General features: G+C 65.3%; 11 protein-coding genes. 7 read left to right on the plus strand and 4 right to left on the minus strand.

The window, feature by feature from the left end:
- Nucleotides 1-102: 102 nt before the first annotated feature.
- The 4 genes from C8C93_RS03325 to C8C93_RS03340 all read right to left on the minus strand — a co-directional run bounded on the left by C8C93_RS03325 (nucleotide 103) and on the right by C8C93_RS03340 (nucleotide 6,489).
- Entirely contained in the window at nucleotides 103-1,938 is a 1,836-nt protein-coding gene (locus C8C93_RS03325) for a gamma-glutamyltransferase family protein (protein WP_199726977.1), read from the minus strand.
- Between the two features lie 181 nt (nucleotides 1,939-2,119).
- Entirely contained in the window at nucleotides 2,120-3,694 is a 1,575-nt protein-coding gene (locus tag C8C93_RS03330) for an alkaline phosphatase (protein WP_121505915.1), read from the minus strand.
- Between the two features lie 173 nt (nucleotides 3,695-3,867).
- Nucleotides 3,868-5,409 (minus strand): GGDEF domain-containing protein, encoded by a 1,542-nt coding sequence (locus C8C93_RS03335; protein WP_121505916.1) that lies wholly within the window; start codon nucleotides 5,407-5,409, stop codon nucleotides 3,868-3,870.
- Between the two features lie 105 nt (nucleotides 5,410-5,514).
- Nucleotides 5,515-6,489 carry an NADPH:quinone oxidoreductase family protein gene (locus C8C93_RS03340; protein ID WP_008905961.1) on the minus strand — a complete coding sequence of 325 codons (975 nt, stop codon included), beginning with the start codon at nucleotides 6,487-6,489 and terminating at the stop codon, nucleotides 5,515-5,517.
- Nucleotides 6,490-6,628: 139 nt separating this feature from the next.
- Here C8C93_RS03340 and surE point away from each other — a divergent pair, with 139 nt between their 5' ends.
- The 7 genes from surE (at nucleotide 6,629) to ndk (ending at nucleotide 13,170) form a co-directional block, all read left to right on the plus strand.
- Complete coding sequence (surE, locus tag C8C93_RS03345; RefSeq protein WP_055398666.1) at nucleotides 6,629-7,417, plus strand: 5'/3'-nucleotidase SurE; 789 nt, start codon at nucleotides 6,629-6,631, stop codon at nucleotides 7,415-7,417.
- Nucleotides 7,417-8,187, plus strand: coding sequence for a protein-L-isoaspartate(D-aspartate) O-methyltransferase (locus C8C93_RS03350; protein ID WP_121505917.1), 771 nt, complete (start codon nucleotides 7,417-7,419; stop codon nucleotides 8,185-8,187). The genes surE and C8C93_RS03350 overlap by 1 nt, the downstream gene beginning before the upstream one ends.
- Before the next feature lie 12 nt (nucleotides 8,188-8,199).
- On the plus strand, nucleotides 8,200-9,117 hold the full coding sequence (locus tag C8C93_RS03355) for a peptidoglycan DD-metalloendopeptidase family protein (protein ID WP_121420604.1): 918 nt from the start codon (nucleotides 8,200-8,202) through the stop codon (nucleotides 9,115-9,117).
- An 8-nt stretch (nucleotides 9,118-9,125) separates the two neighbouring features.
- Nucleotides 9,126-10,163 carry an RluA family pseudouridine synthase gene (locus C8C93_RS03360; protein WP_370108124.1) on the plus strand — a complete coding sequence of 346 codons (1,038 nt, stop codon included), beginning with the start codon at nucleotides 9,126-9,128 and terminating at the stop codon, nucleotides 10,161-10,163.
- 146 nt (nucleotides 10,164-10,309) lie between these two features.
- Nucleotides 10,310-11,065, plus strand: a complete 756-nt coding sequence (gene scpB / locus C8C93_RS03365; protein WP_055398663.1) for an SMC-Scp complex subunit ScpB — start codon at nucleotides 10,310-10,312, stop codon at nucleotides 11,063-11,065.
- Nucleotides 11,065-12,654 (plus strand): pseudouridine synthase, encoded by a 1,590-nt coding sequence (locus tag C8C93_RS03370; RefSeq protein ID WP_121505918.1) that lies wholly within the window; start codon nucleotides 11,065-11,067, stop codon nucleotides 12,652-12,654. Before scpB ends, C8C93_RS03370 begins: the two co-directional genes overlap by 1 nt.
- Nucleotides 12,655-12,744: 90 nt before the next feature.
- Nucleotides 12,745-13,170 (plus strand): nucleoside-diphosphate kinase, encoded by a 426-nt coding sequence (gene ndk / locus C8C93_RS03375; protein WP_015013410.1) that lies wholly within the window; start codon nucleotides 12,745-12,747, stop codon nucleotides 13,168-13,170.
- The last annotated feature ends 49 nt before the right edge of the window (nucleotides 13,171-13,219 follow it).

Genomic DNA, 13,219 nt, shown 5'->3' on the forward strand with positions numbered 1-13,219 from the left:
CCTTGCGCGTCGCTTCGACAAGCTTGTGGGGCTCGCAGCGTGAAGGGTTTCAAGTCCGGCTGCAGATGGAGGCGTTGATGCCGAGGCATCAACACCTCCATCTCAATCCCCCATCACCACCCCTTCACGCCGTGGGTCCGCGCCCCCCATCCACAGCTTCTTCCCATGCGCCTGCCCGCGCGTGATGGCCTGCAACCCGCTCGTCATATTCATCTCACGCACCTCGGCGCCGCGGGCGCGCAAGGTTTCCACCGTGGCGGGGGGGAAGCGCTTTTCTTCCAGCAGCGTCGGTCCGTTCATGGAACCGAAGTTGGGCAGGTTGATGGCTTGTTGGGGCATCAGGCCCCAGTTGAGCACGCCGTAGAGCGTCTTGGCGGTGTAGTGGATGATGGCCGCGCCGCCGGGGCTGCCGCCGCTCATCAGCAGCTCGCCGGTGGCCTTGTCGAACACGAGCGTGGGTGCCATGGACGAGCGGGGGCGTTTGCCGGGCTGCACGCGGTTGGCAATGGGCTGGCCCTGGGCGTCGGTGGGGGCAAAGCTGAAGTCGGTCAGTTCGTTGTTCAGCAAGAAGCCCTTGACCATCTGCCGCGCGCCGAACTGGTCTTCGATGGTGGTGGTCATGGCCACAGCGTTGCCAAAGGCATCGACGATGCTGATGTGGCTGGTGCCGTATTCGGGCTGGTCGGGCATGGGAGCGTAGCTGGTCTTCACGGCGGCCGGGTTGCCGGGCTGGGCGACCTTCATGCTTTGCGTGCCGATGAGCTTGGCGCGTTCGGCCAGGTAGACGGGGGCGATCAGGCTGGTCCAGCTGCCGCCGGGGGGCTGCACAAAGTCAGGGTCGGCCACGTACAGCGCACGGTCGGCAAAGGCCAGGCGGGTGGCTTCGGTGTACAGGTGCAGCCAGTCGGCTGAGGGAATACCGTCTTGCAGCGGCTTGGCGGCGGCGTCGGTGTTTTTCAGGATACCCAGGATCTGCCCGATGGCAATGGCGCCCGAGCTGGGTGGCGGGAAGCCGCAGATGCGGAAGTCTTTGGCCTGCACCTGGTAGTCGTGGCACAGCGCTTCGCGCTTTTTGGGTTGGTAGCCGGCCAGGTCGGCCATGCTGAGTTTGCCGGGGTTGGTGGGGTGTTTTTGCACCTTGTCCACGATGGCCTGGGCGATTTCGCCTTCGTGCAGTGCCTTGCTACCTTCGGTGGCTATACGGCGCAGAACGGCGGCCAGCTCGGGGTTGCGCAGGTTCACACCCACATCACGTGCGTCGCCGTCGGCCTTGTAGAAATAGGCGGCAGCCACCGGGTCCTTCTTGAGGTGCGGGTCGGCCTTGACCAAGGTGTTGAGCCGTGCGCTGATTTTGAAGCCGCCTTCGGCCAGGGTGATGGCGGGTTGGAACAGCGTGGCCCAGGGCAGCTTGCCGTGCTGCTTGTGCGCCATCTCCAGCATGCGCACGGTGCCGGGCACGCCGACCGAGCGGCCGCCCACCACGCCATCGTAGAACTGCACGGGTTTGCCGTCGGCGCCGAGAAAGAGTTTTTCGTCCGCAGCGGCGGGGGCAGTCTCGCGGCCGTCGTAGGCCTCCACGGTTTTGCCGGTGCTGTGCAGCAGGAAGGCGCCGCCGCCGATGCCGCTCGATTGCGGCTCCACCAGGGTCAGCACCATCTGCACGGCAATGGCTGCGTCGATGGCAGAACCCCCGGCCTTGAGGATCTGGTAGCCCGCATCCGTGGCCAGCGGGTTGGCGGCGGCCACGGCAAATTTCTCGGTGGCCCAGCCGGGCTTTTCGGTGTAGCCCGACGAGCCTTCGGGCTGGGCGGGCACGGTGTAGGCGAACTGTGACGGGGCGCTTGCGCAGCCTGCCAGCAGCACGGCCGAGGCCAGCAGGCTCAGGCTGAAGGTGATGGCGCGGGGGGAGGGCAGGGGGTGCGTGGTGGTTTTGGGCATGGACAACTCCTGGGTGGCGAGAAGCGAAGGGGCGAAGAAGTGGCCATGGTACGCGGACCGGCCGGAGCGACGCCGGGGCGTTACATCGCGCTACAGGCTCCGAAAATTTGGGTGTTTTTAGCCTCTAGCGCTTATTCATCAAGCGCTAATAGCTATAAATAGCATAGCAATCAAGCAGCCGTCATGCTGGCTTGGGCCCGGGCCGCCCGTCTTCCACCACAAAGCGGGCGAGCGTGGTGGCGGCACTGTCCGCGCGCAGCGGGTCGTCCAGCACCCGCAGGGTGATGGTCCAGCGCGTGGGGGTGATGTCTGCCAGCCCATAGCCGCGCTGGTCGCAGCGGGCCAGCAGCACATGCGGGTTGTGCCGGGCGATGGCGTCCACCTTATCTTGTGTGGTGCCCGAGCGCGAGCTGATGGACGTGCCGCAGAACTCGCTGGCCACCACGGGCGACTCCGGGCGATCGGGATTGGCGTGCACTCTGCACACATAGTTCTGGTGGATGTCGCCGCCCAGCAGCACGGTGTTGCGCGGGGCGTGCTGTGCCACGGCCTGCAGCAGGCGCGCGCGGGCTGCGGGGTAACCGTCCCAGCTGTCGGCGGACGTAACGCCCGACGGGTAGTGGCGCGGCGAAAACAGGGTTTGCTGTGCCAGCACGCTCCAGCGGGCGGCGTCTTTGGTGTGTGCGTCGGCGGCCAGGCCGGTGTCCAGCCACTGCTCTTGCGCTGCGCCCAGCAGCGTTCGGGCGGTGCTGGCCAGGTCGGCGCAGTCTGCCGCGCGCACAGCGCCCGCGCTGGCGGACTGGGGCGTGCGGCAGGCCTGCCAAGTGCGGTACTGGCGGCTGTCCAGCAGGTGGATGTGGGCCAGGCGCCCCCAGCGAAGGCGGCGGTAGACCTGCAGGGCGTCCCAGCGGGTGCCGGAGGCGGGGTCGTACAGGCTGGCGGCGCGCAGCGGCATGTTTTCGTAGAAGGCTTGCCATGCGGCGCCTCGCAGCGTCAGAAAGCTGCCATCGTCGCCCTTACCGGTACCACTGGCGTAGTCGTTCTGCACCTCGTGGTCGTCCCAGGTCACGGCCCAGGGGCAGGCAGCGTGGGCGGCTTGCAGGGCGGGGTCGCTTTTGTGCAGGGCGTAGCGCTCGCGAAAGTCCGCCAGCGTGGTGGCGTGGCGCAGGTTGTGGGTGCGCGCCAGGTCGGTGGTGTTTTTGGGCGAGGCGTACTCGTAGATGTAGTCGCCCAGAAACAGCACCAGGTCGGGCTGGTCGGCCACCAGATGGTGCCAGGCGGCGTAGTGACCGTGTTCCCAGCGCTGGCAGGAGGCAAAGCCGATGCGCAGCGTGGCGGGCAGGTCACCGGGGGCCGGGGCCGTGCGCGTGCGGCCGGTGGCGCTGATGGCATCGCCCAGCATGAAGCGGTAGTGGTACCAGCGGCCTGGCGCCAGGCCCTGCAGCTCCGCATGCACGCTGTGGCCGAGCGCAGGCAGGGCGGTGGCTTCGCCTTTTTGCACGATCTGTGCAAAACGCACATCGTGCGCCACCTCCCACCGCACGGTGTGGGCCGCTTGCATCAGCGCCGGGTCTGCTAGCGCCAGCCGTGTCCACAGCACCACGCCGTCAGGCGCAGGGTCTCCACTGGCCACGCCCAGCGCGAAGGGGTTGCTCTGTAGTGCTGGTGCGTTGCTCCATGCCCAGCGGGGCAGTTGGGTGGCAGCGGCGGCCAGGATGGCCTTCCGCAAAAATGCGCGTCTCTGCTCTGGATTCATTGCGGGGCGCTGGATAGGTGCGCTGCGCTCAGAACCGGCGCGGCCCAGGCCAGCGGCCACCGCGCAAGGGCCGCCAAGCTGCGGATGCGGCGCTTCGCTTGCGTGCGCTGGTGGCGTCCCCCTCCCGAAGGAGAGGGGGAAGGCGCCGAAGGCGACTCAGGGGGTGCTTCACCCTATGCCGCCATGACCCGGTTCTTGCCCGATCGCTTGGCCAGGTACATCGCCTGGTCGGCGCGGCGGATGGCGTCGGGGCTGCCTTCGCTGTCGTGCAGCTGGGCCACACCAGCGCTGAACGTGATGAGCACCTTCTCGCTGCCCTGCAGGAAGAAGCGTGTGGTCAGCTCGCGCTGCAGCCGCGTCATCGCGGCCACGCCGCTTTCTACCGAAGTGTCGGGCAGCACCAGCACGAACTCTTCGCCGCCATAACGCGCCAGCAGGTCCTGTGGCCGCATGACTTCGCGTGTGACTTGGGCCAGGTGCACCAGGGCCGCATCCCCGCCCGAGTGGCCCAGGCGGTCGTTGATGGTCTTGAAATTGTCCACGTCCAGCAGCGCCAGGCACAGCGGCGAGCCCAGGCGGCGCGCGCGGGCGATTTCGCGCTCCATGGCTTCGTCCAGGCCCTTGCGGTTGAGCGAGCCGGTGAGTGGGTCGTGCCGGGCCTGGGCGCTGGCGCGGTCCAGCTCTTCCTGCAGCTTGGCGACTTCGGCGCGCTTGGCTTCGGTGCGCTCGCGCAGGTCGTGAAGCTCGTCGTGGGCCACACGGCTGTCCAGCGCCATCGAACGGGTGGCGGTCATCACCTCTTGCAGCACGGGGGCGATTTCCTCAAGGGTGTTGGCCTTGCCGATCAGGTCGGCGCAGCGTGCCATGGTGCCCTGGTAGGTGGTGCTGGACGCCGTGATTTTGGCCAGCCGTTCGATGAAGGTGGCCAGCATGTCCTTCATCTGCTCCTGCGCTTCCACGGTGCGCGCCTTGGCCTCGGTCTGCTTGAAGATCACGTCCTTGAGCCGGCGCTGCACATCGTCCAGGCGGCGCAAAGTGAGCGGCGGGGTGGATGCTGCCATCAGCGCCTCGGCCTGGCCGTGCAGCCAGCGGTCTTCCACGCTGAGCACGGCGATGTTCTCGAACACCATGTGGAGCAGCTCCAGCAGGCTGGAGCGGATGGCGGCCTGGTCTTCGGTGGCAAAAGACAGCCGGTAGGTGAAGTTCCCCAGCATGAGCTGGACGGTGGAGATGGGCGGTGCGGGCTCTTTCAGAAAGGCGATGAGCTTTTGCGCCATCTCGATCACGCGGGCATCGTCTTCGCCCAGCGCGGGCAGCGTGTTGTCGATCAGGCGGGCGAGCATCTGCGCAAACTCGTCCGGCAGGACGCCGGGGTTGCCGGGGGCGGTGGTGCTTGCAGCCGTCTCTACCGGGGCCGCCGCCGCCGGGCTCAGCCCCAGGTTGGCGTAGCCGACCAGCACACTTTGTAGCGAAGTCCAGTCTTTGTTGTTGACGGCGCGCTCAAATTGCCCCAAGAGCCGCTTCTGGGCCGGTGTCTGCCCTGGCAGCACCCGCAGGATGTGGTGCAGTTGGCCGTCCGGGAACGGCTGGGGGCTGCGGGTTCCTGCGATCTCGTCGTACAGCGCCAGGTAGTTGTCGGGCGTTGGGGGCAGGCGGCGGGTGGCTAGCTGCTTGAGCGTCTCGCGCGCAATTTCGGAAGGTGGTCGGTCGGCCATGTGCGGACACCAGTGTCAGAGGAAAGCAGGAGGTGCGAGTGTGACACAGCGCCGCTTTCTGAGGGGCTGGCTCTGCCAAGCCTTGTGGCCTGGCAGGAGCAGGCGTCAGTTCACCATCACGAGCTTGCCCATCACCCCCCGTGAACCCATGTGCGCGTAGGCGGCGGGCAGCTCGGCCATGGGCATGGTGCGGTCGATCACGGGCTTGATCTTGCCCTGGGCGTACCACTGCGCCAGCTCGCCCATCATGGCGGCGTTGGCCTTGGGCTCGCGCTTGGCGAAGTCGCCCCAGAACACGCCCACGATGGAGGCGCCCTTGAGCAGCGCCAAGTTGAAGGGCAGGGCCGGGATGGGGCCGGAGGCAAAACCCACCACCAGGTAGCGGCCGCGCCAGGCAATGGAGCGGAACGCGGGCTCGGCAAAGTCGCCGCCCACAGGGTCATAAATCACGTCGGGGCCCTTGCCGTCGGTCAGCGCCTTGATGGCGTCGCGCAGGTTGTCCTTGCTGTAGTTGATGGTGGCATCGGCCCCGATGGAAGTGCACAGCGCGCATTTTTCATCGCTGGAGGCCGCTGCGATCACGCGCGCGCCCATGGCCTTGGCGATCTGGATGGCGGCCGTGCCCACGCCCCCGGCGGCGCCCAGCACCAGCACGGTCTCGCCTGCCTTGAGCTGTGCGCGGTCTACGAGGGCATGGTGCGAGGTGGCGTAGATCATGATGAACGCCGCAGCGTCCACGTGCGAAAAGCCATCCGGCAGCGGCATGCACAGGGCTGCCGGGGCGATGGTGTGGGTGCCGAAACCGCCGGTGCCCGACAGGCAGGCCACGTTCTGGCCGACCTTGAGGTGGGTGACGCCTTCACCCACGGCTGCCACCACGCCTGCGTACTCCGAGCCGGGGACGAAAGGCAGGGGCGGTTTCATCTGGTACTTGTTCTGCACGATCAGCAGATCGGGGAAGTTCAGGCTGGCCGCCTTGATCTCGATCAGCACCTCGCCCGCCTTGGGCGTGGGCGTGGGCAGTTCGGTCCAGGCCAGGGCGTCAACGCCGGTGGGGTTGGTGCAAAGCCAAGCGTGCATGGGAAAAGTCTCCTGTCAATGTGGTCAGCATGATAGGCGGGGCACCCGGGCGCACGATGTCCCACGAGCGACGGAGGGCGGGTCGTTGGGTGTGGGCGGGTGCCCCACCTACAATCCGTTGCAAGCTCTACCGCAACCCATGAAAATTCTGATCTCCAACGACGACGGCTACCAGGCTCCGGGCATCGTGGCGCTGCACGATGCCCTGAAAACCCTCGACGGGGTGGAGGTTGAAGTCGTCGCGCCCGAGCACAACAACAGTGCCAAGTCCAATGCGCTGACCCTGCACTCGCCGCTGTATGTGCACAAGGCCCACAACGGCTTCCGTTATGTGAACGGAACGCCGGCCGACTGTGTGCACATCGCCCTGACGGGGCTGCTGGGCTACCGGCCCGATCTGGTGGTGTCGGGCATCAACAATGGCGCCAACATGGGCGACGACACCATTTATTCAGGCACCGTGGGCGCCGCGATGGAGGGTTATCTGTTTGGCATTCCGGCCATTGCCTTCTCGCAGGTGGACAAGGGCTGGGGCGAGATCGAGGCTGCAGCGGCCAAGGCGCGGGAGATTGTGGAGCAGATGCGCGCCCAGAACCTGGTGACCGATACACCCTGGCTGCTGAATGTGAACATTCCCAACATGCCGCTTGCGGCGCTGCAGCCCATCAAGCTGTGCCGCCTGGGACGCCGCCACGCGGCCGAGCGCGTGATCGTGCAGGAAAGCCCCCGGGGTGAGGCGATGTATTGGATTGGTGGCGCGGGAGCCGCCAAGGACGATGCGGAGGGCACGGATTTCCATGCCACGGCGCAGGGCCATGTGTCCATCACTCCACTGAAGGTGGACCTGACCGACCATGACAACCTTGGCTACTGGGCGCAAACGGCGTCCCGGCTTGCGGCAGGGGCGGCTGGCGCCCCGGAGCTCTGATGCAGCGCCGCCCTGGATTCCCGGCCCGGCTGCCCGGATCGGGTCCTGCGGCAGTCCGGGCCACTCCGGTGGCTCCCGCTGCGCGCAATCCAGTGGCAGCACCCCCTGTGGGCGTTGGGCTGGATTCTGCGGCGGTGCGCGCGCGCATGGTGCAAAAGCTGGCGGCAGGGGGCATCACATCGGCTGCGGTGCTGCAGGCCATGGGCACCGTGGAACGCCACCGTTTTGTGGACAGCGCCCTGGTCAACCAGGCGTATGAGGACACCAGTCTGCCCATTGGTCTGGGGCAGACCATCTCAAAGCCCAATGTCGTCGCCCGCATGTGCGAATTGCTCCTGGGCGCCGAAGGCGCACGCACCGATGGGCTGGGGCGTGTGCTGGAAATCGGTACGGGCTGCGGCTACCAGGCCGCCGTGCTGAGCCACCTGGCGCGCGAGGTCTACACCCTGGAGCGCCTGCGTGGCCTGCACGACAAGGCGCGCAACAACCTGCGCCCATTTCGGCTGGCCAATGTGCACCTGCTGTTCGGTGACGGCATGCTCGGCTATGCCAAGGGTGCGCCTTACGCGGCCATCATTGCCGCAGCCGGTGGTGATGCTGTGCCCCAGGCCTGGTGCGATCAATTGGCCGTGGGCGGCAGGCTGGTTGCGCCCATGGCGCTTGCGGGGGGGCAGCAGATGTTGCTTGTGATCGACAAAACCCCACACGGATTGAAACAAAGCGTGCTGGAGCCTGTGCATTTTGTCCCTCTAAAATCGGGGATTGCCTGAAGGGAATTGCTTATGTTCGTATCGCGTGGTCTTGTGGTTGGGTTTACTGTGGCACTGGCGGGTTTGGCGCTCAGTGGCTGCGGCACCCGGCTGAACAAGGCTCCAGTGGAAGACCGAGGCACATCCTCCTCCTCCGCTCCTTCATCCTCTGCACAGCCAGGTGTGGTGGTTGGCACCCCCATCAAGCCACTGCCGGGTGCTGAAAATGCGGGCAAGCCTGGCTATTACACAGTCAAGCCTGGAGATACCCTGATCCGAATCGGGCTGGAGTCCGGCCAGAGCTGGAAAGACATTGCGCGCTGGAACAACCTTGACAACGCAAATCTGATCGAAGTGGGCCAGGTTCTGCGCGTGGCGCCACCGGTTGCTGCTTCGCAGGCGGTCGCGTCGGACAGCGGCGTGGTCACCCGTCCTGTCACGTCTTCCTCCATCACGCCTGCAGCACCTGCGAGCACGCCAGCCCCTGCGGCCAGTGCCGCGAAACCTGCAACATCGGCGGCTTCTGGCCCTGTGGTGGCCGTTGCCCCCGCCACGCCTGCCGCACCCGCTGCCGCGGCCGAGGATGACATGGCGTTCATCTGGCCTGCGCCTGGCTCGTTGATTGCCGGTTTTGACGAGGCACGCAACAAGGGCTACGACATTGCTGGCAAGGCAGGTGATCCGGTCCTTGCCGCCGCCGATGGCCGGGTGGTGTATGCGGGCGCTGGGCTGCGCGGATACGGCAACCTTGTCATCCTCAAGCACAACAACACGTTTTTGACGGCATATGCCCATAACCAGACCTTGCTCGTCAAGGAAGATCAGGCCGTGCGCAAGGGGCAAAAAATCGCCGAGATGGGCAGCACCGACGCCGATCGCGTCAAGCTGCACTTTGAAATCCGCCGCCAGGGCAAGCCGGTGGATCCATCGCGTTACCTGCCTCCCCGTTGAGCCCGGCTGTGGCTCAACCGCCTCTGGGCGCATCTGGCAGTGCGGATGAACCGGCCGGAGCCGCAGATGACTTGCTGAGCGAGGAGTCTGAAGGACTGGCGGACGAATCCGGGAGCGAGCTTCGCTCCACGCAGATAGGCGCCGGGCAGCACGCTGCCCGGCTGGACAAGGCGCTGGCCGATCTGGTGCCCGAGTTCTCCCGCAGCTATCTGCAGCAATTGCTGGTGCAAGGGTTGGTCAGCCTCAATGGCAAACCGGTCACGAAGTCGGCGACCCGGGTGAAGGTGGGCGATCAGGTGGTGCTGGAAATGCGGCCCACGCTGCAGAGCCAGGCGTTTCGGCCCGAGCCCATGCACATTGAGGTCGTCCATGAGGATGCGCATCTGCTGGTGGTGAACAAGCCCGCTGGTCTGGTGGTCCACCCCGCGCCGGGGAACTGGAGTGGCACCTTGCTCAACGGCTTGCTCGCCCGCGACGACAAGGCATTGACCGTGCCACGCGCTGGCATCGTGCACCGGCTCGACAAGGATACGAGTGGCTTGATGGTGGTTGCCCGTGATCGTGCCACTATGGACGCGTTGGTTGCACTGATTGCGGAGCGCAAGGTACAGCGCCAGTATTTGGCCATGGCCCACGGCGCCTGGTCGGGACCCAATACGCGAACGGTGGATGCTCCCATCGGCCGAGATCCACGCAACCGCCTGCGCATGGCGGTGGTGGACTTGGCACTCCATGCTGGCAAGTTGGCACGGACCGATATCCGCTGCCTGGCTGGTACGGACGACGGTTGCTGGGTGCAATGCACCCTGCACACGGGGCGCACCCACCAGATCCGGGTGCACATGGCATCTCTGAAGCACCCACTGGTGGGGGACAGCCTCTATGGGGGAGCTCCGCTCGGGGCGATGCAGCGGCAGGCCCTTCATGCCTACCGCCTGGCCTTTGTGCATCCCGTCACGGGCCAGGCGTTGGAATTCCATGCTCCTGTGCCCGAAGACATGCGCCAAGCCCTCTCCCTGTGGGGGCTGGGCTACAATGCGCCCTGACGGCCAGACTGGCCCCAGCCCGAAGACGGAATCCCGCCGGGCTTCTGCGTCGCGCCAGCGCCCTTGCACAGCGCGCCATTGATTGCCCCTGCTGTTGATGTGCCACCCGTTGCAACGCGTGGCACTTTTCCAGGAATCGCTGAACCATGAACACGGTGGATGCCAAACGGGTCCTCGAAACTGCGCTGATCTGCGCGCAGCAGCCTGTGCCCTTGCGCGAGCTGCGGGTGCTTTTCAATGACGCTCTGGGGTCGGACACGCTCAAGTTGCTGTTGCAGGAGTTGCAGCTTGAATGGACGCAGCGGGGTGTAGAGCTGGTGCAGGTGGCCACGGGCTGGCGTTTTCAGAGCCGTCCCGAAATGCGTGAATACCTCGACAGGTTGCACCCCGAAAAGCCTCCGCGCTATTCGAGGGCCACCATGGAGACACTCGCGATCATTGCGTATCGCCAGCCGGTTACGCGCGGCGACATCGAGGACATCCGGGGGGTAACGGTCAATAGCCTGATCGTCAAGCAGTTGGAAGACCGCGGCTGGGTCGAGGTCATTGGTCACCGGGAAACGGTGGGGCGCCCCGCGCTGTTTGCAACCACCCGGCAGTTCTTGGATGACATGGGATTGCAGTCGTTAGACCAATTGCCGGTGCTTGACGACCCCTCAGGCAATGCGAATGTGCTGGAAGCAATGGCCGCTGCAGCGCAAGGAGTGATAGAGCCGGAATCAACGCCTGAGGCCGAGGCTGAACTGCTGGCTGTGGCGATGGATAGTCAGCCATCAGAGTCTTTGGAGGCTGTTGCCGCCAGTGGGCAGTTGCTGCGTGTGGATGATTTTTTTCAGAGTGCGGAGACGGATCTCCGTGATGACGATGCCGATACCCCGGGTGGTATCCAGGGAAATACTTGATGAACGATTCGACCCCCGAAATCCCGGCCGATCTGCCGGATGCTGATCCTTCAGCGACAGCCGCAGTGCCCAAAAAAGCCGCTGTCAAACGTGCCCCGCGCAAGAAAATAGTCGAGCCAGCGCAAGCCGTGGAAGTGCAGGATGCTGTGAACGTGCGCGTTTTGGATGCTGCTGAGGCACCTGCCCTGGCCGGGGAGTTGCCGCATGGGTTGAGCCAGCAGGATGTACCGGTCGCTCCTGTGGTTGCGCATGAGCCTGCAATTCCAGAGGCAGAGGCGGGGGCGTCTGATGCCACCCCCGAACCTCGCCATGGCGAGCGCCAGAATCGTGGGGACGGGCGGGCTCGGCAGCCGCGCCTCGACGGCGCTGGGCGCGACAAGCGCAAGGTGGGTGCTCCTGCGGTTCAGGGATACCAGTTTGAAGATGTGGTGTCGGGGCGCTTCGATGAGGATGATGCCTCCGCAGAGATGGTTCCGCCTAAGCGGGTGCTTCTGCCCCAGGTGGAAACCCCCAAGCTACACAAGGTGCTGGCGCAGGCGGGACTTGGCTCGCGCCTGGAGATGGAGCAACTCATTCTGGAAGGGCGCATCTCCGTCAACAACGAGCCAGCCCACATCGGCCAGCGCATCCAGTTCGGCGATCAGGTCAAGGTCAATGGCAAACCCATCCGCTACCGCATAGACCCGCCGCCAGCGCGGGTGATTGCATACCACAAGCCTGTGGGGGAGGTGGTGACCCATGACGATCCCCAGAACCGGCCCACCGTCTTTCGCAAGCTGCCCCGGCTCATGCAGGGCAAATGGCAGTCGGTCGGGCGCCTGGATCTGAATACCGAAGGCCTGCTGCTGTTCACCAGCTCGGGAGAGCTGGCCAACAAGCTCATGCATCCTCGTTTTGGGCTGGAGCGTGAATACGCTGTGCGTGTGCTCGGCGCCCTCAGCAATGAGGAAAAGCAGAAGCTGCTCGATGGCGTGCGCCTGGACGATGGCATGGCGTCGTTTGGTTCCATCGAAGATGGTGGAGGCGAAGGTTCCAATTGCTGGTACCGGGTCACCATTTCCGAAGGGCGCAATCGCGAGGTGCGCCGCATGCTCGAATCTGTGGGCCATGCGGTCAGTCGGTTGATCCGCATTCGGTACGGTGCCATGGTGCTGCCCCGGGGTCTCAAGCGCGGTGCTTGGCTGGAACTGGATGAGGGCGACATCCGGGCCCTGGTGCAGGCGGCGGGCGCCGGGCGTCCGGAAGCAGCGGAAGCTCGTTCGGATGAAGGGTCGGGGGCTGGCGGCGGACGGAGTGGCAACAAGCGCAACCGGGGGCGCAATGGCCCCCGCGTGGGCGACGGGCCGCGCCGCGACATGTCGCAGGGTGCGCCCGGTGGTCCCCGAGGGCAGAAACCCCGCCGTGATGGGGGGCAAGGGTTCGACCGTGGCAACAATGCAGGTGGTGGAGACCGCCCGCGCGGCGCGGCGCAGCCCGATCCGATGAAAACATCGGTGGGCTATATCGGCATGGACAGTCTCTCTCGGCATCGCCAGGACAAACGCCGCCCTGGTGGCGGAGGTCCACGTCGGGGCGGGGGCGGGCGCTAGGCGCTGTGCTACCCCGGGCTCCCCGGTTAGAATCGAGGGCTTTGTCCGGTGGACAAACGAATTACAGCAACATCAATTCAGGAAATCAATATGGCAATCGAACGCACTCTCTCCATCATCAAGCCCGACGCAGTGGCAAAGAACGTCATCGGTCAGATCTATGCACGCTTCGAAGCGGCTGGTCTCAAGATCGTGGCTGCACGTATGGCTCACCTGTCGCGCCTGGAGGCCGAGCAGTTCTACGCTGTGCACAAAGAGCGTCCTTTCTTCAAGGATCTGGTGGATTTCATGATCTCCGGTCCTGTGATGATCCAGGCTCTGGAAGGTGAAAACGCGATTCTGAAAAACCGCGAACTCATGGGCGCCACGGACCCCAAGAAGGCAGAAGCCGGCACCATCCGCGCCGACTTCGCGGACAGCATCGATGCCAATGCAGTGCATGGCTCCGACGCTGCGGAAACTGCCCAGGCAGAAGTGGCTTTCTTCTTCCCTGGTCTGAACATTTACTCGCGCTGATATGGGTGTCCCCATGCCTGTTCCCGCACACGTGGGATACCTGCGCCAT

The organism is Acidovorax sp. 93 (assembly GCF_003633835.1).
Taxonomy (GTDB): domain Bacteria; phylum Pseudomonadota; class Gammaproteobacteria; order Burkholderiales; family Burkholderiaceae_C; genus Acidovorax; species Acidovorax facilis.

Excerpts from the sequence above, each read along its gene's own strand:
- C8C93_RS03335 (WP_121505916.1), bottom strand. The coding sequence starts at position 5,409 with ATGGCCGACCGACCACCTTCCGAAATTGCGCGCGAGACGCTCAAGCAG.
- C8C93_RS03370 (WP_121505918.1), top strand. The coding sequence starts at position 11,065 with ATGAACGATTCGACCCCCGAAATCCCGGCCGATCTGCCGGATGCTGAT.
- ndk (WP_015013410.1), top strand. The coding sequence starts at position 12,745 with ATGGCAATCGAACGCACTCTCTCCATCATCAAGCCCGACGCAGTGGCA.
- scpB (WP_055398663.1), top strand. The coding sequence starts at position 10,310 with ATGAACACGGTGGATGCCAAACGGGTCCTCGAAACTGCGCTGATCTGC.
- C8C93_RS03355 (WP_121420604.1), top strand. The coding sequence starts at position 8,200 with ATGTTCGTATCGCGTGGTCTTGTGGTTGGGTTTACTGTGGCACTGGCG.
- C8C93_RS03330 (WP_121505915.1), bottom strand. The coding sequence starts at position 3,694 with ATGAATCCAGAGCAGAGACGCGCATTTTTGCGGAAGGCCATCCTGGCC.
- C8C93_RS03350 (WP_121505917.1), top strand. The coding sequence starts at position 7,417 with ATGCAGCGCCGCCCTGGATTCCCGGCCCGGCTGCCCGGATCGGGTCCT.
- C8C93_RS03325 (WP_199726977.1), bottom strand. The coding sequence starts at position 1,938 with ATGCCCAAAACCACCACGCACCCCCTGCCCTCCCCCCGCGCCATCACC.
- C8C93_RS03340 (WP_008905961.1), bottom strand. The coding sequence starts at position 6,489 with ATGCACGCTTGGCTTTGCACCAACCCCACCGGCGTTGACGCCCTGGCC.
- surE (WP_055398666.1), top strand. The coding sequence starts at position 6,629 with ATGAAAATTCTGATCTCCAACGACGACGGCTACCAGGCTCCGGGCATC.